Origin of the sequence: Stenotrophomonas sp. P2112, assembly GCF_041897515.1 — a bacterium.
In the GTDB taxonomy this organism is placed as follows: domain Bacteria; phylum Pseudomonadota; class Gammaproteobacteria; order Xanthomonadales; family Xanthomonadaceae; genus Stenotrophomonas; species Stenotrophomonas sepilia.
In genome coordinates, this window is record NZ_CP169216.1 from 3,496,814 (window position 1) to 3,518,562 (window position 21,749).

The 21,749-nt window shown below is 65.5% G+C and carries 16 protein-coding genes; 1 reads left to right on the top strand and 15 read right to left on the bottom strand.

Annotation, left to right across the window (positions count from 1 at the left end):
- Positions 1–3 precede the first annotated feature (3 nt).
- Positions 4–648: a hypothetical protein gene (locus tag ACEPA4_RS16140; RefSeq protein WP_049411389.1), complete on the top strand. Its 645-nt coding sequence runs from the start codon at positions 4–6 to the stop codon at positions 646–648.
- A gap of 228 nt (positions 649–876) precedes the next feature.
- Here ACEPA4_RS16140 and ACEPA4_RS16145 read toward each other — a convergent pair whose 3' ends face one another.
- The 15 genes from ACEPA4_RS16145 to gmk form a co-directional block, all read right to left on the bottom strand.
- Complete coding sequence (locus tag ACEPA4_RS16145) at positions 877–1,623, bottom strand: hypothetical protein (RefSeq protein WP_374082892.1); 747 nt, start codon at positions 1,621–1,623, stop codon at positions 877–879.
- Positions 1,624–1,692: 69 nt separating this feature from the next.
- Positions 1,693–6,417 carry an ESPR-type extended signal peptide-containing protein gene (locus ACEPA4_RS16150; protein ID WP_374082893.1) on the bottom strand — a complete coding sequence of 1,575 codons (4,725 nt, stop codon included), beginning with the start codon at positions 6,415–6,417 and terminating at the stop codon, positions 1,693–1,695.
- 66 nt (positions 6,418–6,483) lie between these two features.
- The gene (locus ACEPA4_RS16155; protein ID WP_065185320.1) at positions 6,484–7,194 is read right to left on the bottom strand and encodes a pilus assembly protein; all 711 of its coding nucleotides are present in this window, start codon (positions 7,192–7,194) and stop codon (positions 6,484–6,486) included.
- Positions 7,195–7,212: 18 nt separating this feature from the next.
- Positions 7,213–8,352: a CfaE/CblD family pilus tip adhesin gene (locus ACEPA4_RS16160; protein WP_374082894.1), complete on the bottom strand. Its 1,140-nt coding sequence runs from the start codon at positions 8,350–8,352 to the stop codon at positions 7,213–7,215.
- On the bottom strand, positions 8,349–11,075 hold the full coding sequence (locus ACEPA4_RS16165; RefSeq protein WP_065185322.1) for a TcfC E-set like domain-containing protein: 2,727 nt from the start codon (positions 11,073–11,075) through the stop codon (positions 8,349–8,351). Before ACEPA4_RS16165 ends, ACEPA4_RS16160 begins: the two co-directional genes overlap by 4 nt.
- A 51-nt stretch (positions 11,076–11,126) precedes the next feature.
- Entirely contained in the window at positions 11,127–11,636 is a 510-nt protein-coding gene (locus ACEPA4_RS16170; RefSeq protein ID WP_065185323.1) for a CS1 type fimbrial major subunit, read from the bottom strand.
- Between the two features lie 281 nt (positions 11,637–11,917).
- Positions 11,918–12,280 (bottom strand): NirD/YgiW/YdeI family stress tolerance protein, encoded by a 363-nt coding sequence (locus tag ACEPA4_RS16175; protein ID WP_005418949.1) that lies wholly within the window; start codon positions 12,278–12,280, stop codon positions 11,918–11,920.
- A 238-nt stretch (positions 12,281–12,518) separates the two neighbouring features.
- Entirely contained in the window at positions 12,519–13,796 is a 1,278-nt protein-coding gene (locus ACEPA4_RS16180; protein WP_005418950.1) for a citrate synthase, read from the bottom strand.
- Between the two features lie 296 nt (positions 13,797–14,092).
- Positions 14,093–14,335, bottom strand: a complete 243-nt coding sequence (locus tag ACEPA4_RS16185; protein WP_005418951.1) for a type B 50S ribosomal protein L31 — start codon at positions 14,333–14,335, stop codon at positions 14,093–14,095.
- 88 nt (positions 14,336–14,423) lie between these two features.
- Entirely contained in the window at positions 14,424–15,362 is a 939-nt protein-coding gene (locus ACEPA4_RS16190) for a nucleoside hydrolase (protein ID WP_005418952.1), read from the bottom strand.
- 332 nt (positions 15,363–15,694) lie between these two features.
- Entirely contained in the window at positions 15,695–17,806 is a 2,112-nt protein-coding gene (gene recG / locus ACEPA4_RS16195; RefSeq protein WP_188247715.1) for an ATP-dependent DNA helicase RecG, read from the bottom strand.
- A 7-nt stretch (positions 17,807–17,813) separates the two neighbouring features.
- Entirely contained in the window at positions 17,814–18,200 is a 387-nt protein-coding gene (locus ACEPA4_RS16200) for a RidA family protein (protein ID WP_005418954.1), read from the bottom strand.
- Between the two features lie 180 nt (positions 18,201–18,380).
- Positions 18,381–20,543 carry a bifunctional (p)ppGpp synthetase/guanosine-3',5'-bis(diphosphate) 3'-pyrophosphohydrolase gene (locus ACEPA4_RS16205; RefSeq protein ID WP_005418955.1) on the bottom strand — a complete coding sequence of 721 codons (2,163 nt, stop codon included), beginning with the start codon at positions 20,541–20,543 and terminating at the stop codon, positions 18,381–18,383.
- Between the two features lie 106 nt (positions 20,544–20,649).
- Complete coding sequence (gene rpoZ, locus ACEPA4_RS16210) at positions 20,650–20,949, bottom strand: DNA-directed RNA polymerase subunit omega (RefSeq protein WP_005410877.1); 300 nt, start codon at positions 20,947–20,949, stop codon at positions 20,650–20,652.
- A 110-nt stretch (positions 20,950–21,059) separates the two neighbouring features.
- Positions 21,060–21,725: a guanylate kinase gene (gene gmk, locus ACEPA4_RS16215; RefSeq protein WP_005410878.1), complete on the bottom strand. Its 666-nt coding sequence runs from the start codon at positions 21,723–21,725 to the stop codon at positions 21,060–21,062.
- Positions 21,726–21,749: the final 24 nt, after the last annotated feature.

Consider the following 21,749-nt stretch of genomic DNA (forward strand, 5'->3'; position numbering starts at 1 on the left):
CGCATGCATCGCGCCCGTCAGCATGCTGCCAGCCAGACCCGCGAGCGGCGCCACCGCCTCGCCCACGAAGCCGCCCGCCTGATGGCTGAAGGCGGCATCCGCGACTACCACCAGGCCAAGTTGAAGGCCGCCAGCCGGCTCGGCATCCACGACGATGCCTCCCTGCCGCGCAACACCGAGATCGAAGACGCCTTGCGCGAGTACCAGCGGCTGTTCGCCGGGCCCCAGCACGGCAATGAACTGCAGCGCCGCCGCGAGGCTGCGATGCGCGCGCTGGAGTTCCTGCACGGCTTCGCCCCACGGCTGGCCGGCCCGGTACTGGAAGGCACCGCCGATGCCAACAGCCCGGTGCAGCTTCACCTGCACAGCGACGACCCGGAAGCCGTGCATCGCTTCCTGGACGAGCACGGCATTCCCGCCGAATCGCGGACGCGCCGGCTGCGCATGGACCGCGAACGCAGCCTGGACGTGCCGGTGTGGGTGTTCAGTGCCGAGGAGCTGACCTTTGACCTGGCCGTGCTGCCGTACGATGCGCTGCGCCAGGCGCCGCTGTCGCCGGTGGATGAGAAGCCGATGCGACGCGCGTCTGTCGCACAGCTGCGGCAGCTGCTGGCCGAAGCGGAGATCACCGCGTATATCGGCGGGTGACAGCTGCGCGGGTTCTGGTGGGTGCGGACCGTTGGTCCGCACGGTGCATCAGGCATCCGGACACCTGACCGAAGAGCAGCCGAGCATGGCTCGGCTCTACAGGAGGTGCGTTGCCTGCTTCCCTCTTCTGGTGGGTGCGGACCGTTGGTCCGCACGATGCGTCAGGCATCCGGATAGCTGACCGAAGAGCAGCCGAGCATGGCTCGGCTCTACAGGAGGTGCGTTGCCCTACCAGACATCATGGTGCTGCTCCTCCGTCTCATCGCCAAGCAGGCGCATCAGCCAGGGGGCTCCCGCCCGCTGCGGGTACGCCATCATCATCCGCGCGTGCATGTTCTGCAGATCGCCCAACAACCAGGTCTGGTTGTAGACATCGCCGAACGGATCGGACCACGCCGTCTGTATCCGCGCGCGCTCACCGCCGTTGAGGTTGGGCATCCTGTCCAGCGGGATCTCCAGTACCGGCTCCAGCGCCCGGTTGATGGCCGCGTTCTCCGCCTCCGCCGCACGCATGAGTTCCAGCCGATGGCTCACCTGCCAGCACGGGAAAGGGAAGCAGCTTCCCGTGGCATCGATGTACGTCGCGATGTCGGCCAGCATGTGAGCCTTCAGCTGCCACACCATCGCACTGTCCAGCAGCTGCCGCACCCGCAGCGTGCGCAGCGTGCCGGCACGGACATCCTCCGGGGTGGTGAACGGCTCGCCCGGGGTTGGGCCGCCATGCCGCACCAGCACGATGCGATGGATCGCCTCCTGGGTGATGTTCTCCACGCGCAGCGCGGCGGCCTCCGGATGCACGCGCGGCGGCGGCACGCTCGATACCCGCCAGGTGTACCAGGCCGCCAAGCCCATGCCCGCCACGCACAGCAGGGCGAACAGCAGCCAGCGGTCCAGATTGCGGGTGTAGTAGTAATACCGCGCCCGCCAAAGGTAGAACGTGCGGTAGCTGATGAACCGGCTTACCCATCGATACATTGCCATTTCCTCGGCAAGGGCCCCGGCGCGGCGGGGCGGATTACGCGCGTCACGCCGGGGCTCCATGGCTTACCAGCCGATGCCCACGCCGACGCCCATGCTGCGCTCACCGCTGTTGGTGAACGCACCATTGAGGCTGAAGGTGGCCGATCCCTTCTCGTTGAGCACGCGCTGGTAGCCCACGGCCATCGCCGACTCACCCTCGCTGTAGCCCACGCCCGCACCGAGGCGGTTGTAGGTGGCCAGGCCCGCAGTGTTCATCGCCATCGCGGTCTGTGCGCTGCTCATCGCCGCCATGCGGTTGAAACGCTTGTCCATCTTGTCCAGGCGACGTTCGAAATTGCTGATCGCGCCATCGGTGTACTCGTTGGCGCGGGCCAGCATCTTCTCCAATTCAGCGGTATCGACCTGCGGCTTGGGCGTGTCGTCCTGCTTCGACTTCGGCTGCGGCGCGGGCTTCTCACCCTCGCCGACCGACGCCACCTGCTGGCCGCCTTCGGCCTGCGGCACCGGTGCTTCCGGCTCCGGCGCCGAAGCGACGGCCATTGCCCGCGGCTGCGGCGCATCGATGCGCTCTTCCAGGCCATCGATACGGCCGTTGAGCTGCTGCTGCATCGAATGCAGCTGGCCACCATTGACCGCATCGCGGCTGCCGGCGGCGACCAGGCCATTGGCCACGTTGGAGATGACCATGCCGTGGGTTCCGGCCAGGGTGAGCTGGTTGAGACCGTCGGCGCGGACCGAGGGGGTGTCCTGGAACACGCTGCGCAGCTGGGACTCGACCTGGTTCACGCGCGAGGTGGTGCTGACCACTGCGCCATCCAGCGCTTCCAATGCGCCATTGAGCGTGGACTGGGACTGGCCCTGCACGGTGAAGCTGGGGCCGACGATGTTGCCGTTGGCATCGACTTCGCTGCCGAGGGCGGACAGTGCATCGCGCAGCTGGCCGACGGTGGCGGCGTTGTGGTTGGCGGTGCCGTTGGCGATGTTTATCAAGCGACGTTGCGCCGCGGGGTTGCCGAATGAAGCAACTCCAGCTTCCGTAGCAGCGGAGCCGGCGCCAAGGGCCAAAGAACCCGTCGCATCTGAATCAACCATTGCCCCAAGCCCGATCGCAATGCCTCGTGCGGAGTGCACTTGAGATCCCGCACCGACGGCGAAACCATTAGGTGCGTCGATTGAAACTGCCGAGCCACGACCGAGGGCAACAGAGTTAACGCCAAGCGCCGTCGCATAGGCACCAAGCGCCGTGCCTCCATCAGAGCCGGTGTATGCGGAATCACCTATTGCCACGCCCAAGAAGCCAGCAAATGCATCTTTGCTTAGCTCATCTGTACTGATCTTCAGAAAACGTCCCTGATACTCAATCTCGGATATGCGATTGCTCACCTCAAACAACTGGCGCCCATTAACTACATCTCGACTATCCACGGAGAGCGAGCCGTCGGCCACTCCAGTCAAACGCGCACCGCCAAAATCGATCGGGCCGCTCGTATCCAATCCACGCATGGCCTGCTCGCCCATCTCCCGCTCCTTGCGCATCGCCTCCAGATCATTTCGATTCTGCGAAATCTTCTCCTCTGCGGCGTACAGCTGATTGCCCGTTACGGCATCACGGCTTCCAAGCGCCACCCGACCGTCAGCCAGATTGGTCAACACCATGCCGTTCGCGCCACTCAGCACGATCTGGCTCATGCCATCGCCACGGGCCGAGGGCGAATCCTGGAAGATCGAGTTGAGTTGGCCTTCCACCTTGTCCGCACGGCGGCCTGCGGTGATGACAGCGCCATCGAGCGCCATCAACGCGTCTTCAACGGTGCTCTGCGTACCGCCCTGCACCGAGTAGGTCGGTGCAATGATGTTGCCATTGATATCTGTTCCAGCCCCGCCGCCGAGCGTAGCAAGGGCATCTTTAAGCTGTGAGATGTTGACAGCATTGTGATCCGCCGTGCCGCGGGAGACATTCACAAGTCGGCGGCCCATACCGGACGCACCAAAGGACACGGTCCCCGCCTCGGTAGCTTCGGAACCTGCGCCAAGCGCGAGAGAGTCAACAGCCGTCGCAGCAACCTTTGCACCAGAGCCGACTGCAACGCCATTGCTTGCATGTACGCTCGACCCCGCTCCCAACGCAAATCCATTGGCGGCAAGCTCCGCGACAAGGGATGCACGGCCAATTGCCACCCCGTTCCGTCCAAGAGAAGTAGAGAACGCGCCAACCGCGGTTCCGCCCTCAGCACTAGCCTTTGCAGAATCCCCGATAGCGACACCAGCCTGCCCGGCCACAGCGTCCCTACTGAATCCATCCACTCCGACGCTTACATATTTGCCTACGTTCTCCACTTCCGTCAGCCGCATGTTTGTTGCGAATAGCTGGCGCCCCGAAACGCCATCACTACTGTCTGAACTCAGTGTTCCATCTGAGACTCCGCTGATTCTTCTGTTCTCATTTCTGTTGTTACGCACATCCAACAACGTTCCACTATTCCTCTCACCCAAGCGGACATTGCCGTTGGCGGCAGCCTGACTGACCAGTCCTTCAAGCGCGGCGGTGCTGACTAACGCCTTGGCAGCGTCCGCCTTCGCAACCGTTGCATCCGCCTGCGCCGCCGTAGCCGCTTTCTCCACGTCAGCCACCTGCACATTGGTGGCATTGAGCTGCTTGCCGTTGACCGCTTCATTGCTGCTGGCGCTTACCGTGCCATCCGCCACACCGGTAACCTTACGGCTGGCGTCGGCGCTGTTGCGCACGTCCAGTACGGTGCCGCTGTTCTTCTCACCCAGGCGGACACTGCCGCTGACGGCGGTCTGAGAGACCAGGCCGGCGAGCGCGGTCGTCTCGGTCAGTGCCTTGGCAGCATCGGCTTTTGCGGCATTGGCCGCCGTCTGCGCGCTTGTAGCCGTGCTCTGCGCAGTGGACACGGCCTGGTTGGTCGCGAACAGCTGATTGCCGGTGATGGCATCGGTACTGCCATTGCTGACCGCGCCATCGGCAATGTACTGGATCTTGCGCTTGAGAGTGGCACTGCCCACCGATACGGAGTTGACCGACGCTGTGACGGCGCCAGCACCCAGTGCCACCGCATTGTCATGGCGGGCGTTGGCCCGGTCACCCAGTGCAACGGCGCTGGTGTTGGCCGATACCGCAAGATTGCCCAACGCGGTGGCGAACTGCGCGGTGGCCTCGCTGCCACGCCCCAGCGCAGTGGACTGCTTTGCCGTCGCTTTGCTCAGGTACCCCATTGCAGTGGCATGCTCGGCGGCCGCATTGGCGTCACCGCCTACGGCAATGGAGAAGTTGCCGCTGGCAATGGCCCGGAAGCCGGTCGCGACCGCGCCGTTTGCGCTGCGCGTACTTGCACCGATGGACACGCCGGCATTCTGGTTGTTCACCTTGTTGCCCTCTGCATCGACGCCGGCCAGCGCGTCGAATCCGAGTGCGACACTGCGACCGTTGTAGGCCTTGGCATTGTTGCCGATGGCGGTGCTGATGCCGTAGCTCCCCGATTCTGCGACCGCGCCCTTGCCCAGTGCCAGTGTAGTGGCATCGATGCGGTTGGTGGCGGACTGCGCAAGCGTACGGACGTCGGCAAGGTCTCCCTTTACAGTTCCCACTGCCGATTCCACTGTCCCCAGCCTGGAGTTCGTGGCGTTGAGCTGCCTTCCATTCACGGCATCCGTACTGCTTGTCGTCAACGTTCCATCAGAAACGCCACTCACTTTTCGCGTCGCCAACACTGCATTGCGCATGCTGACTTCCGTGCCGGTATTGCTGTTGGCAATACGCACTATGCCACTCGCGGAATCCTGCTTGATCAAGCCATCGACCCGCTCGTTCATCGCATGCAGTTGCTTGCCGGTAACGGCATCTGAGCTTGACGCCGTGATGCGGCCGTCTTCCACGTTCACAATCCGCCGTCGCAGCGTGGAACTGCCCACGGAAACAGTGTTCTTTTCGGTTGCGGAAGAACGCACACCCAGCGCAACTGCTCCTTGCGCGGTGGTCGACGCGCCGTAGCCCAGGGCTACGCCATCAATGCGCGCCTCGGCGCCACCGCCTATGGCGATTGCACCGGTGTAACCCGGCGTCCCGGCCTTCGCAGCAGCACCTATGGCGATGCCGGACGTGCCGCCGCCGGTATCGACCGAGGCTTTGCTGCCCAGGGCTACGCCATCAACGCCATTGGCGAATGCGTTTGCGCCCATTGCGACCGCATTCTCGCCCTGTGACAACGAGCCACTGCCGACCGCAAGCGCGTTCTGACGCGTTGCAGCAGCGCTGTTTCCGAATGCGGTGGAGCCGATTCCCTTGCCGTAGGCGTTCGTGCCCACAACTGTGCTGTGACCGCCATTGGCGCTGGCATTGTAGCCAACAGCAACGCTGTCCACGCCGTTTGCATTTGCCTTGGCGCCGAATGCAGAACTGAAGTTCCCCTTCACATAGCTTTGGTGACCAAAGATGGTGATCCAGTCGCCATCTGCTACCGCCCCGCCTCCCATGGCGAGATAGTCCTTACTACCCAGAACAGCATCTGCGTAGGAGACTCCCGACGTTCTACCAATGATCGGGACACAGTTGACGTTTCCAGAGTCGGTGTAACTGCATCCCCCCATGTAGAAGGCCGCTGCTTCTGCTCCACTCAGGCCCGGCCCGATCTGCATAAGCGCGACTAGCGCTGTAGCCGTGCACGCTTTCGCCACACGCCCGCCGCCTTGGTTGCGGTTGATCAGCTCGCTGGCTACCTCCCAGCACCCCTTGGCCCGGTTCCAGATACGCCGATAGATTCGATTCATGGTCTTTCTCCTTAACAGTTTTCGGAAAAGGCATCCCGCGCCATGCGCGGGACGCAGGGAGGGGGGTCAACTGGACTGGATGGCCACGTCCTGGACATGCTCGCGATAGCCGTCCTGGGAAAGCCGGTAGCGCAGGCGCAGCAAATTGCCCGGCTGTGGCTGGAACGGCAGGGTGAAATCGGCATCCGGGTACAGGCTGTGCGAGAGGTCGTGTGGCGTGCAGACGCCGGCGGCCGTACATTCGGCCGCATGGACGATGCCCACGCGCAGGGTGCCGCTGTTGTGCAGCGTGTTGCCGCGCACCTGCAGGTCGACCACGCCATCGGCGGGCACCACGTTCACCAGCGCGCCCCACACCAGGCTGACGCCGACGTCGGCGTGCGCAGCGTCGTCGCTGCTTTCCAGTTCAGTGCCTTCCGGGCCGCGAACACCTTCGAAGTACACCCGGTATGCGGTTTCCTTCTGTACCGGCTGCAGGGGGATCAGCCGGATCAGGCGATTGCCACCGCCTGACAGCGCGAACTTGCCGGGGGTGATGGCAATGGCCGAATCGGCGACCTCGATATCCTGCTCCTGTTCGCGGGGCGTTGCCGGGTTGTCGATGCGTCGCAGGCTGGCCTGTACATACTGTGGTCGAGTGGACTGCGAGTAGACGCGGATCTGCGCACCGCGCTTGGCATCCATCGCGGTTCGCATGGGATGGATGGACAGGTTGGCGTGTGCTGCTGGCGCAAGCAGCGCACTCAACGGCAGCATCCAGACGATCAGTTTGTTCATGGCAGGCTCCGTGTGGGATCAGGGTTTGGCGGTGGGGGCGCGCAGTTCCACCGTCAGCTCGCCCTCGTAGAGACCGGGGCGCTTGCTGGCGACGGGGGTGGGAGGTGTCAGCAATGTCAGCGGCGTGGGCACGCAATAGACCGGCTGGCTGATGCCGGGCAGCATGACCAGGCGCAGTTCGGCGCTGTCGATGCCATGCAGCAGTTCTTCCACGCCATGCCGCATGCGGATATCGCGCCCGCCGTAGTTCAGGCTGACGTGGTAGTCCAGGCGCTGGCGGTCGTCGCTGCCACCATCGCGATGCCAGACCGCGAAGTCGCTGCCGGGTGGCGGGCGCGGCCCGCTGTCACGCACGGTGACGCCGAGGAACTCGCTCTGCGAGCCGAGGCCGTCGTAGAGGCACATCTCCAGCTGCTTGCGGCCGCCCACCATCTGCTTGATGGGGTCGTAGCGCAGGTCCATGTTGACCAGCGGCGCAATGGTGTCGAAGGCCGGGAAGTAGATCGAGATCGCGTCGTAGTCGGTGACGGTGAAATCGAAGTTGAAAGTGGCGGTGGCGACAGGAGCTGCGGCGGGATCGGCCTTGATGTACAGGCGCATCGTGGCCTTCCAGTGGCCTGCGACTAGCCTTGCGAGCTCGGATGCGGGCAAGTCCAGTTTTGCGCCCGTCCCAAGAGGTTGATCGACTGTACAAACAAACCAAGATGCGGCGTGCAGCATCCGACGCGTATCGATGTCCTCCCAGAAGTCCAGTCCACAGGCACGTCCCGACATCGCCCTTTGCAGATAGCCAAGCACGCGTATTTCCGCGCGTAACCCTGTCCGCTCCTCGACGAACTGCAGGTCGATCTCGGTAACGCCTGGAACCTGAGTCAAAGATCCTTCCGTCGAACACCTTCCAAATGTCGAGTTCAACGCTGACCCACACACAACATGGATCTGCCCATACTTCATCGCCACGTCATGACTGAACCCCAGCACCGTCCTCGGCGCCCACAGCTCCACGTCGCCGGGCACGGCCGAGCGGTCCCACGACATCACGATGTCCCGGCTCTGATCGGTGGGATGTGTCTCCGGCGGCCACTGCGCCCACGCCCGCGGCATCACCAGCACCAGCGCACACACCAGCATCAACACGAACATCCAACGCCGGCTCATGGCGTTCCTCCTGCAGCAGCGGTCTGGGGCGTGGCGGCAATCAGCGCGCGTTCCTGCAGCAGCCGGGTGACGCGGGCCTGCTGGCGGATCTCCGCCGGCAGCTGGGCCACGGCCAGCGGTTCGCATCGCACGGCACCGACCAGCAGCACCACCTGGCGGCGCTCGCGCACCTGCAGCGGGCAGTGCAGCAGGCGGTCGTCCTGCAGCAGGTAGAGCGTTGTCTCGCGACGCGGGAAGTCGGCGACGAAGCCGCCATTGGCGCTGGTGCCGGGCACCGGCGCGTTGAGGATGCGGGCGCCGCCCAGCGGCGCGCCGGCAAGCGTGCGGGCGGTGCCGATGAAGGTATAGGTCACTTCGATCGGCACCGGCATGCGCATCAGCCGCCCCGGGGCCAGGAACATCGGGCGTGCACCGCCCACGCCGCTCACGCGGATGGCGGCCATGCTGGTGTCGTTGCTGGCGTCCTGCAGTTCGGCACGGTGCGACTGGTAGGCGGTCAACGGCAGCAGCCGGCGCTCGCCGATCTGCAGCCGTTGCCGGCCCGCGCCACTCACCTGCAGTTCGGCCGCCACGCCCTGAAGGTCCAGGTCATCGGTGGCGGCTACCTGTACCGCCAGCCCGGCATCGGCGCCGGTGCCTGCGCCCCAGTAGGCACCGCGCCGGCCCAGGGCGAAGGCCGAACTGTGCGTGCCGCTGTAAGCGGTCTCGCTGCGGCCATGCTGCTGGTAGTACGCCACGGTGGCGCCGGTCTGTCCGTAGCGGTTCTGCAGCTGCCCGCCCAGCGATGCGCTGTAGCGGTCGTTGTTGTTGGCGCGCAGCTCGGAGGTCAGCTCACGCAACTGCGCGTCCACCTCCTGGCGATAGCTCTGGCCGACGCTGTAGTTGATCTCCGGCCGCTGGTGCTGCGGCTGGCGCATGTCCACCGCATAGCGGCGCTGGCCGCTGCCAACATGGCTGCGCTGCAGGCGGGTGAAGCTTACGTTGAGGTAGATGCCACGGTCGCGCGTGCGGGTGTCGCGGGCACTGTCGTGGCTGAGCTGCTGCCACAGGCCCAGCCGCGTGGAGACGCTGAAATCCTGCCAACGATGGCTGCGGCTGAAGCTGGCCTGCCAGGTGCGGCTGAGCTGCGGCTCACGGTGCGGTTGCAGCGGTTGCGGCGGCAGGAACGGATCCAGTGGCGCCGACGGATCATCGTCACCAGGACGGCTCCAACCGGTGCGCCAGGTCTGGCGCCGGGTGTACCCCAGGTACGCCGTACCACCGGCGATCGGCAGCGAGACCGATCCGCTGAGCGAGTTGGTGCAGCCCAGGCGGTCCCGTGCATCGGCCTCGAACTGGCAGGCCTTGCCACGCATGCGCTGCTGGTAGATGTTCCAGGACGCCTTGCGCCGGTATGACAGCTGATGCTGCTGGCCGTGGCTGCCATCGCTGCCGCGCATGCCGCTGAACGTTGCGCGCATCTCCTGCGTGGCCAGCACGCGGCGCAGGTCGACGCGCAGTTCGCCATAGCTGTGCCCGCCCAGGTGGGCGACGCCCGCAGTAGCCGCCAGGTCGCGAGCCAATGGCACGCGCATGCCGGCCACCGTTACCTGCTCACCATCGAAGCGGTCACTGCGGCGCTCGTTGCGGCGGCCACTCTGCACGAACCACTGCCATTGGCTGTCGGTCCAGTCACCGCCCTTGTCGAAGGGGGCTTCTTCAGTACGCACCAGCACGCCATCCTCGTAGATGCGCATGCGCACCAGGTAGCTGCCGAACGGGAAGTTGCGGGTATCGATCTGGTTGATGCCGGCCTGCAGGTAGTAGGTCTGCAGCAGGCGCTCGCCGTCGAACACGTCCACGCGCGCATCGCGGGCGAGCAGGACCGTCAATGGCGAGGCCTGCACGGCAGCATCGCTGTCCACGTAAGCCTGGGTGGTGCCCACGCGGGCACCGTCGAAGCGGTCCAGCGGCAGCATGCTGAAACCGAAGGTGCCGCCCTGTGGACTGGACAGGTTGCGGCGGTCCATGCGCCCGGCCTGCAGGTAGTACTGCTGGCCCAGGTCATGGCGGTAATAGACGTTGTCGAATTCGAAATGCGCATCGCCACCGCTGCTGCGGTAGCGCTGCTGGGTGAAGTACCAGTCGGCGGACATATGGCCCCGCTGGAACAGGCCCAGAACGCCGGTGCCGCGCGCACTGAACGACTGGTAGTCGCGCCCACCGGTAAGGTTGAGTACCTGCTGGTGCAGGAAAGCGTTCTCGGCATTGCTGCTGAGCGCGTGGAAGCGTTCCGCGGCGGGCTCGCCACCGATCCACTTGCGCGCCACGAACAGGCGCACGGCGCCCTCGCCTTCGTCATACAGCGCGCGCGCGGCCGCAGGGTCTTGCGGGGGATCCAGATAGCCGCAACCGGCCTCGGCGCCACCGAAGCGGCAGGCCAGGTGGCTGTTGCGTGGCAGCGGCTGCGACAGTGCCGGCAGCAGCGCGGCCTGCGCCTCGGCGGACAGGTCCAGTGCCTGCAGCACGCGCGCGGGATCTTCCAGCTGCACATGCTCCAGGGTGACGCGCACCGGCGACAGCCCGGCCGAGCGGCCGAACAGCTGGATGTCGAGTTGTTCGGTCTGTCCTTCGACCAGATCTTCGAAACCGGGCGGGACGCCGCGCGCGGCCGCCAGCGGAGTGGACAACGCCAGGGCGAGCGCGACCGCCAGCCGGGTGACGGCGGGGGCGTGTGAGGTCATGGGGGTACCGCTGGAGAAGCGGCCGGCCCGGGAACCGGGCCGGCGCGGGGATTACGGCGAGGTCGCCTTCTGGTTCAGCACGACGTTGACGATGCCGCTGTAGCGACCCTTGGTGGTGATCGGGGCCGGGGTGGCCTGGGCAATGGTCAACGGCATCGAGATCGAGGCGCCCGGGGTCGAGCCGGCGCCGGTGAACAGGTCGACTGCCTTGTATTCGATGGCGGCGGCACCCAGTGCGCGATTGTTGAGGCTGATGGTCATCGGCACGGTGACGGTGCCGGTTTCATTTGCGAGGGCAAACGCACCGTCGATGCGTGCCTCGATATCCGCGGTGTCATCATTGGAGTGAATGCGCACGCGCTGCGTGTCCGGAATCAGGCCGCGCAGCGGATCGTGGGTCAGCGTGACCAGGTCCGGCAACGGGGTGCCGTCATCACGCAGCAGTGCCAGGGTCGGGTCGACGTCGGCATAGACGGAGATCTTGGTTTCCAGCGCGTGCGCGGACAGCGAAGCGGTGGCCAGCGCTGCCGCGAGCGCGGTCTTCTTGATGATGGCGTGCATGGTTGTCTCTCTCGGACAAAGGGGGAATATGAAAGCTCCCCTCCCCAAGGAGAAAAGGGAGGGGAGCATCGCCCGCGGGGATGGGTGCGGGCGACGGAGAGAATGTTAGAAATCCATTGCCATGCAGGCCATTCAAGCATTCCTAAAACACTGAGTGTTAAGGAGAATTCTTGAATTCGCTCAATGTTCGAGGGTTATGCAATTTCCCTCATCGGTTCAATGCAACAAACCTCATTGCATTGAATTTGTAGAGCCGAGCCCACGCTCGGCTACCGTTGGCTTCAACCTGCAGGCACGACGGTGACGTGATCGACATCGATGTCGGTGGGCTTGAAGCGATGCGTGTCGACCTTGCCACGCAGCTCGACCACGGTATCGGCACCGATGGCCTGCGGCGGCAGGTCTTCGTCATCGATCTCGACCTCGATCTGGCCGCTGGCATCACGGAACTGGTAGCGCTCGTCACCGATCTTGGCGGTGAGGGTGCCACGCAGCACCACCGGATGATCATCGCGCTGCGCACGTGCGTCAGCGACGGTGCTGGCAGCGGCCCCTGCCCCCGGCCCGGTGTACTGCGCGAAGGCCTGCGGGCTCAGCAGGGCCAGCGGCGTGGCGATGAAAGCGATGGCGATCAGTCGGTTCATGGCGTTCTCCATACAGGGATCAGTACGCACAGGTTCTATCGCCTTCGACGTGATACCCATGCAATAGATCCGAAAAGATGTGAATGCGACATTCATTGTCAGAACGCGTTCAGATCCGGAAGCGGGCTCTTATCGTGCGGACCAACGTTCCGCGGTCGCCATCCGCCGAAGCCGATCAGGGCACAAAAAAAACGCCCCGCAGATGCGGGGCGTTCTCAGCAGAATCTGCTGCGGGCGATCAGCCCTGGTAGTCGCGCACGTCGCTGCCGGTGTAGACCTGGCGCGGACGGCCGATCTTCATTTCCGGATCGACCTGCTGTTCCAGCCAATGCGACACCCAGCCGGAAGTACGGCCCAGGGCGAACATGACGGTGAACATTTCGGTCGGGATCTGCAGTGCCTTGTAGATGATGCCGCTGTAGAAATCGACGTTCGGGTACAGCTTGCGGGCGACGAAGTACTCGTCCTGCAGCGCAGCCTGTTCCAGCTTCACGGCCACGTCCAGCAGCGGATCCTGCACGCCCAGCTGCTTGAGCACCTTGCTGGTCATCTCGCCGATGACCTTGGCGCGCGGGTCGAAGTTCTTGTAGACGCGGTGGCCGAAGCCCATCAGGCGGAAGCCGGAGGTCTTGTCCTTGGCCTTGACCACGGCGGACTCGACGTTGTCGGCGCTGCCGATCTCTTCGAGCATCTTCAGCACGGCTTCGTTGGCACCGCCGTGGGCCGGACCCCACAGCGCGGTGACGCCCGCAGCGACCGACGCGTACGGGTTGGCGCCGGTCGAACCGACCAGGCGCACGGTCGAGGTCGAGGCGTTCTGCTCGTGGTCGGCGTGCAGGATGAACAGCAGGTCCAGCGCCTTCACCACGTCCGGGTTCAGGTCGTACTGGCCGTCAGCGGACTCGAAGGTCTGCTTCAGGAAGCGGCTGACGTAGTCCAGCGAGGTGTCCGGCTTGTTGGCCGGCAGGCCCTTGCCGTGGCGATAGATCAGCGCCGACAGGGTCGGCACCTTGGCAATCAGGCGCACGGCGGCCTTGCGGCGCTGCTCGGCGTCGGACAGGTCCAGCGAGTCGTGGTAGATGGCCGACAGCTGCGCGATCGCGGCCGCCAGGATCGCCATCGGGTGGGCATCCTTGGCGAAGCTGCCGATCAGGGTGTTGATCGAATCGTCGACGTTGGCTTCGGCGGTCAGCTCATCGGTGAAGGCCTTCAGCTGCTCGGCGCTCGGGCGCTCGCCGTTGATCAGCAGGTAGGCCACTTCGACGTAGCTCGACTTTTCCGACAGCTGTTCGATCGGGTAGCCGCGGTACAGCAGCACGCCCTTGTCGCCGTCGATGTAGGTGATGGCGGACTTGCAGCTGGCCGTCGCGGTGAAGCCGGAATCGTAGGTGAAGAACCCCGTTTCCTTGGTCAGCTTCGCGATGTCGACGCAGTCGTTGCCAAGGGTGGGTTTGATGACGGGCAGAACGACGGACTTATCGCCGGCGTTGAGCGTGACCTGATCAAGATCGGACACTGTGTGCGCTCCTTCATGGGAAGGCGCCTGCCCAAGCGCATTGGTCAGGCACGTGAATGACGTCCTCGGCCTGTGCCGGGGATCACATCATTATCGCACAGCAGCATTTGTCGGGTGCTAGACGGAAGTCGTATACGACAGGCGGCCGGACACCGGCCGTTGAGCGGCCCGGATCGGCAAAAGCGTTGTCACACGAACGCAGTGTTCCGTCCATCCAAACGCCCGTTGGGTTGGCGTTGGGGAAAAACAAACGGCCGCGCAGAGCGCGGCCGTCGGTTCGAAGCTGGATCGACAGATCAGCGCGCGTAGCGCTTCTGGAACTTGTCGATACGGCCCGAGGTGTCGATGACCTTGTGCTTGCCCGTGTAGAACGGGTGCGAAGCAGAGGAAATTTCAACCTTGACCAGCGGGTATTCGTTGCCGTCTTCCCACTGGATGGTTTCCTTCGTGCCCATGGTCGAGCGGGTCAGGAACTTGAAATCGGAGGTGACGTCATGGAAGACGACGTCGCGGTAGTTCGGATGGATATCGGCCTTCATGGGCTCACACCGTAAATGGGCTGGTGGTCAAGAGCGGCATTATAAGCACCGGTTGCCGCTCGGGGCAACCGGTGGCGGTCAATCGAGGTCAGTCCGCGCCCAGGGCCTGGCGCACCAGGGCCTCGAAACGCTGCTGGTCGTAGGCCATCAGCAGATCGCAGTTGTCCGGCTGGCCGGTCTGGCGGTTCCAGTCGACGATGGTGGCGCCGCGGCTGAACGTGCCATTCAGCTCCACGTTCAGCGGCCGCGACTCGACCTGCAGCTGCCCTTCCGGATTCAGCGCCCACGCCATGGCCACCGCATCGGCCGTATACCAGCGGCCGCCCTTGGCATCTTCCGACAGCGCGCGGGTCTTGCGCGAGATCAGTTCGTAGAAGCGGGCGCGGTCGGAATCGGCCTGCAGCCATTTCTCGGCGTCCTCCAGCGGCAGGCCGTGGGCAACGGTCGCCTCCCAGTCCGACACCAGCAGGTGCTTGAACGAGGTGAACACCACGTGCGCGGCTTCAGGATCGAAGGCGATGTTGAATTCGGCTGCCGGGGTGATGTTGCCGTGGCAGGTAACCGCGCCACCCATCACCACGATGCGCTTGATGCGCTGGGGCAGGGTCGGGTCCAGCTTCAGTGCCAGCGCCAGATTGGTCAGCGGGCCCAACATCACCAGCATCAGTTCGCCGGCGTGTTCGTGCGACAGGCGCAGGATGGCCAGGGCAGCGTGCTCGGCCTCGGCCTGGCGGCTCGGCGGCGGCAGGTCCACGTCGCCGTAGCCATCACGGCCATGCACGTGGGCAGCGTCAACGGAGGGATGCAGCAGCGGATCCGGGCTGCCGGCAAACACCGGTACGTCGGGGCGGCCGACGATGTCACAGAGCTTGAGGGCGTTGCGGACGGTGTATTCGAGGCCGACATTGCCGGCGGCGATGGTCAGGGCGACCACGTCGTGCCGTTCATCGGCAAAGGCCATCAGCAGGGCCAGGGCGTCGTCCACACCGGGATCGGTGTCGATCAACAGGGGGATCTTGTGGGTCATCGTTGCCGTCTTCAGATCGGCAACGAAGTGTGGACCGGGATGATGACCGTTGCAAGTACGGGGGTTGGGGTTCTGGCAGGGCTGCGCCCTGCACCCGCGGTAGTGCCGGCCGCTGGCCGGCAACTTCGACAGCAACGTCAAAAACGGGTTTCCCGCGGCTGGCGGGGAAGAGCTCTCTGTAGAGTCGAGCCATGCTCGACTCCCGCGCGCAGCGCGCACAGCAGCCGAGCGTGGGCTCGGCTCTACAGTGGATCCACGCCGTGCGTGGATGAGCGTCCCGGAAATGGGGTCAGAGGCCATTGCTGCGCAAAGGGCTCCGACCCCGGGGGTGCCTACGCCGAGGCGTAGCGCACGGCGGTGCCGATCCAGCGCTGCACCACGCGGTCGGCCAGCGCGGGCTGCTGGTCCAACAGGCGCTCGGCCAATTCATGCACGCCGGGCAGCAGGCCAGCGTCGCGGGCCAGGTCGGCAATGCGGAAACCGGCCAGGCCAGTCTGGCGCGTCCCGAGCAGTTCGCCGGGGCCGCGCAGTTCCAGGTCCTTCTCGGCGATGACGAAACCATCGTTGGTTTCGCGCATGGTCTGCAGGCGCTCACGCGCCATCTGCGAGAGTGGTGCCTGGTACAGCAGCACGCAGCGCGACACCGCCGAACCGCGGCCCACGCGGCCACGCAGCTGGTGCAGCTGGGCCAGGCCGAGGCGCTCGGCGTTCTCGATCACCATCAACGAAGCATTCGGCACGTCCACACCGACTTCGATGACCGTGGTCGCCACCAGCAGGTCGATCTCGCCGGCCTTGAACGCCACCATCGTCGCCAGCTTTTCAGCAGCCTTCAGGCGGCCATGCACCAGCCCCACGCGAACGCCCGGCAGCAGCGCTTGCAGTGATTCATAGGTGGCCTGCGCCGGGGTGGCATCCAGTTCTTCGCTTTCCTCGATGAGCGTGCACACCCAGTACACCTGCCGCCCTTCCTGGCAGGCCAGCGCAATGCGCTCGATCAGTTCCGGGCGACGGTCATTGTTCAAGGCCACGGTCTGCACAGGGGTGCGGCCCGGTGGCAGTTCGTCGATGGCCGATACATCCAGGTCTGCGTATTCGGACATCGCCAGCGTGCGCGGAATCGGCGTGGCGGTCATCACCAGCTGGTGCGGCACGCTGTTGCCGCCCGCGCCCTTGTCGCGCAGCGCCAAGCGCTGGTGCACGCCGAAGCGGTGCTGCTCGTCGACGATGGCCAGCGCCAGGTCCTGGAACACCACCGCCTCCTGCATCAGCGCGTGGGTTCCGACCACCACCTGCGCTTCGCCGTTGGCGACCTGCTCCATCACTTTGGCGCGCGCCTTGCCGGTGACCTTGCCGGCCAGCCAGGCGATGCGCACGCCGAGCGGTTCCAGCCAGCCACGCAGATTGTTGAGGTGCTGCTCGGCCAGCAACTCGGTGGGGGCGGCCAATGCGACCTGCTTGCCCTGCTCCACCGCCAGCATGGCGGCCAGCGCGGCCACCACCGTCTTGCCGGAGCCGACGTCGCCCTGCACCAGCCGCAGCATCGGGCTGGGCCGCGCAAGGTCCTCACGGATCTGCTTGAACACGCGTGCCTGCGCGCCGGTCAGCGCGAACGGCAACTGCTTCAGCAGCGCCTTGGCCAGTTTTCCGGGGCCGGCCAGCGGCGGCGCATGGTGCGCCTGCAATGCAATACGCTGGCGACGCAGGCTGAGGTGATGGGCCAGCAGTTCTTCCATCGCCAGGCGACGCTGCGCCGGGTGGGTACCAGCCGCCAACGCGGCCAGATCGGCATCCGGCGGTGGCCGGTGCACGGTCAGCAGCGCGCTGCGCAGCGGCGGCAGGCCCAGGCCATCGAGCCAACCGTTGGGCAGCAGTTCCAGCGTGCTTTCCTCGGGCAGGCGGTCCAGCGCCTGGCCGATCAATTTGCGCATGGTCATCGGGCCGACCCCTTCGACGGTGGGATACACCGGATCGAGGCGGTCGCCGAGTTCGGGATCGTCGTTGCGGCCCAGCACCTGGTAGCTGGGATGGACGATTTCCAGGCCGAGGTGGCCGGGCTTGGGCGTGCCGAAGCAGCGCAGCCGGGTGCCGACCGCGAACTGCCCGACCTGCTGCTGGCGGAAGTGGAAAAAGCGCAGCACCAGGGTGCCCTGCCCTTCGTCTTCCACCGCCACTTTCAGCATCGGCCGGTAGCGCATGCCACGCTCGACTGCGACCACCCGCCCTTCCACCTGCGCCGGCACGCCGTTGCGCAGGTCTTCGATGCGGGTCAGCCGGGTCCGGTCTTCATAGCGCAGCGGCAGGTGAAGCCAGAGATCCTGCAGGGTGGCCAGGCCACGTGCCTGCAGTTTGGCGGCCACGGCCGGACCGACGCCGGCAAGCATCGCCAGGGATGCTTCGCCGGACGGTGACAGGACCGGGGTGACCGCCGCCTTGCGTGCCACGTGGCGGTCAGTCGATGACCATCACCGCGTCGACCTCGAAGCTGGCGCCCTTCGGCAGGCCGGAGACTTCGATGGTGGAACGGGCCGGATACGGGGCCTGGAAGTAGTCCTGCATGACCGCGTTGACCTTGGCGAACTCGCCCAGGTCGGTCAGGTACAGGCCCAGGCGCACGACCTTGTCCAGCGAGCCACCCGCCGCTTCGGCCACGGCCTTGAGGTTGTCGAAGGCGCGGCGGGCCTGTGCTTCGACGTCACCGGCGCCGACGATGTCGCCGGTGGCCGGGTCAAGCGGGATCTGGCCGGAGAAGTACACGGTGTTGCCGGCGCGCACGGCCTGCGAGTACGGGCCGATGGCGGCGGGGGCCTTTTCGGTGTTGATGATCTGGCGGGACATGGGTCGCTCCGGTGCTTGGGGGAAAACAGAGCGGTGATTGTACCGGCTGGGGGTGCATCCACGCATGGCGTGGATCTACCGCGCCGCCTCGGTAGTGCCGGCCGTTGGCCGGCAATCGCGATGCCGTCGCGGATCCATGGGTTGCCGGCCAGCGGCCGGCACTACCGGTACGCGCAGGACCTACTGGCGGCGTACCGATTGCACGACCGACAGGCGGCGCAGGCGGCGCATCACTTCGGCCAGATGGTTGCGGTCGCGCACCTGGATGTTGAACGCCAGCACGGCGGCGTTGAAGTCGCGGTCCAGGTAGTCCACGCGTTCGATGTTGGAATGGCTCTGTGCGATGGCGGCGGCCAGCTGCGCCAGCACGCCGGTGCCGTTCTCCACTTCCACCACCAGCGAGGTGTCGTAGTCGCCGGAGACGGTGGTGTCCCAGCCAATCGGCACCCAGCGCTCGGGCGACTTGCGCAGCTCGGCCAGGTTCGGGCAGTCCATGCGGTGCACCACGATGCCCTTGCCGGCGGTGTGGTAGCCCATGATCTCGTCGCCGGGAATCGGCTGGCAGCAGCCGGCGAAGGTGACCACGCCGCGCTCGCTGCCGTTGATCAGGATCTTCTCCTGCGAGTGGTGGCGCGAATGCGGGCCGCCACGCAGTTCGGCGTAGGCCATCAGCGCCTGCGCGGCCTGGGTCGGCATCCAGTTGCCCAGTGCGACCTCGGCCAGCAGCGCTTCCAGGCGCGGGAAGCGGTGTTCGGCCAGGAACGCATCCAAGCGGCCTTTCGGCAGGCGCTCCAGCGACGAATCCATCGCTTCCAGCGCGCGGTCGAGCATGCGGTGGCCCAGCTGCACGGCATCTTCGTGCTCCAGCTGCTTGAGCTGGTGGCGGATGGCGGTGCGTGCCTTGCTGGTCACCACGAATTCCAGCCACTGCGGTTTCGGCGTGGCCGAGCGCGCGGTGATGATCTCCACCGACTGGCCCGACACCAGCTTGGTGCGCAGCGGCACCAGTTTCTTGTCCACGCGCGAAGCCACCGCCATGTTGCCCACGTCGGTATGCACGGCGTAGGCGAAATCGAGCGCGGTGGAGTTGCGCGGCAGGGCCAGGATCTTGCCCTTCGGGGTGAACAGGTAGACCTCGTCCGGGAACAGGTCGACCTTGACGTTGTCGAGGAATTCCAGCGAGGAACCGGCGGCGCGCTGCGAGTCGATCAGCTCGACGATCCACGCGTGGGCACGGCTCTGTGCGCTGTTGGGCGAATCGCCGCCGAACTTGTAGGTCCAGTGCGCGGCCACGCCGCGTTCGGCGATCAGGTCCATTTCCTCGGTACGGATCTGCACTTCGATCGGCGAGCCATACGGCCCGAACAGCACGGTGTGCAGCGACTGGTAACCGTTGGCCTTGGGAATGGCGATGAAATCGCGGAAGCGCCCATCCAGCGGCTTGAAGGTGGCGTGCACCGAGCCCAGCGCGTGATAGCAGCTGGGCACGCTGCGCACGACCAGGCGGAAGCCGAACACATCCATCACCTGGTCGAAGGATTTGTTCTCGTCGCGCATCTTGTTGTAGATGCTCCACGGGGTCTTGATGCGGCTGATCAGCCGATGCTCGATGCCCTCCTTGGCCAGGCGCTGCGACAGCTGCACTTCCACCTGCGCCATCGCTTCGCGGCGCACCACCGGCTGGCTGCGGATGTGTTTTTCGATGATGGCGTGGCGCCATGGGTAGAGCGCCTTGAACCCGAGGTTCTGCAGCTCGCTCTTGACCAGGCTCATGCCCAGGCGCTGGGCGATGGGCGCGTAGATCTCCAGCGTCTCGCGGGCGATGCGGCCACGCGCTTCGCGGCTCTGCGCGCCCAGCGTGCGCATGTTGTGCAGGCGGTCGGCCAGCTTGATCATGATCACGCGCAGGTCGCGCGACATCGCCAGCAGCATCTTGCGGAAGCTCTCGGCGGCCGCCTCCTGGCGGTCACGGAACTTCAGCTTGTCCAGCTTGGTGACACCGTCGACCAGTTCGGCCACGGCTTCGCCGAACTCGGCGGCCAGCGCCTCGCGGGTCAGCGGGGTGTCTTCGATGGTGTCGTGCAGGATCGCGGCGATCAGCGCTTCCACGTCCAGGCCGAGTTCGGCCAGCACCTGGGCCACGGCCACCGGATGGGTGATATAGGGCTCGCCCGACTTGCGCGTCTGCCCAGCGTGCGCGGAGGCCCCGACTTCCCAGGCACGGCGCAACAGCGGCAGCTGTTCCGGCGGCAGGTAATGGGCGGCGCGTTCGAGCTGGAGGACGTAGTCGGGTACGGCGGCAGTGGGGGCTGCGGCGACCTTGGCAGTGGGGCCTGGGTTCATGCCCGAAGCCTATTCCAGCGCGACGTTTACGGCAAATCCTGAATGCGAAACAGCCCGCACGGGGCGGGCTGTTCGGTGTATCCAACGATTACGTTGATCGATGCGATCAATCGTCGTTCTTGGACATGTCTTCGTCGGCCACCACTTCGGCGGCAGCCCACTCCAGCGCTTCGCGCTCGGCGCGCTCACGCTCGGCCTTTTCGACTTCGTCGATCAGGGCGTTGTCGATCTTGCGGGCGGCGATTTCGCGCAGCGCCAGCACGGTCGGCTTGTCCTCGGTCTCGCTGTTGTCCAGCGTGGCCTGCACGCCGTTGGCGAGCTGACGGGCACGCTTGGAAGCCATCATGACCAGTTCGAAACGGTTGTTAACGACTTCCAGGCAATCTTCTACGGTAATGCGGGCCATACGGGCTCCCGGCGACCGGTCGGCCGCTCAGTCGAATGAGGGAAAGGGGACGGAGTGTACTGGCAGGGGCTGGACAAAATCAAGCCAACCCCTACCCGATTCTTTTGGAATCAGTCAGTTGCACCCGGATCGGGGGTCAGCAGCGCCTGGATCAGGCCGGCGTGGCGGACCTTCTGGGCCTCCCGGCGCAGGCGGCTGGCAGTGAAGATGGCGCACAGCTCGTCCACGGCAGTGTCGAACACCTCGTTGACGATGACGTAGTCGAACTCGTTGAAGTGCAGCATTTCATCGCGGGCCGCGCCCAGGCGCTGGGCGATGACCGCCTCGCTGTCCTGGCCGCGCTTGCGCATGCGGTCCTGCAAGGCCTGCTTGGACGGCGGCAGGATGAACACGGTGACCGTGCCCGGCACCAGCTGGCGCACCTGCTGCGCGCCCTGCCAGTCGATCTCCAGCAGCACATCCTGGCCGGCGGCCAGCTGCGGCTCCACCGACTGCCGGGCCGTGCCCTTCCAGTCGCCGTGCACCCAGGCGTGCTCGAAGAAGTCGCCGGCGGCGATCATCTGCTCGAACTTCTCGGCACTGACGAAGTGGTAATGCTGGCCGTTCACCTCACCGGGGCGCATCGCGCGCGAGGTGAAGGAGATCGACAGGGCGATCTGCGGGTCACGGGCCAGGGTGGCATTGACGATGCTGCTCTTGCCGGCGCCGGACGGGGCGGCCACGATGTACAGCGTGCCGCGCGCAACGGCGTCCGACGGCTTCGACGGGGCGCTCATGCGCGGAACCCAATTGGTTGATTT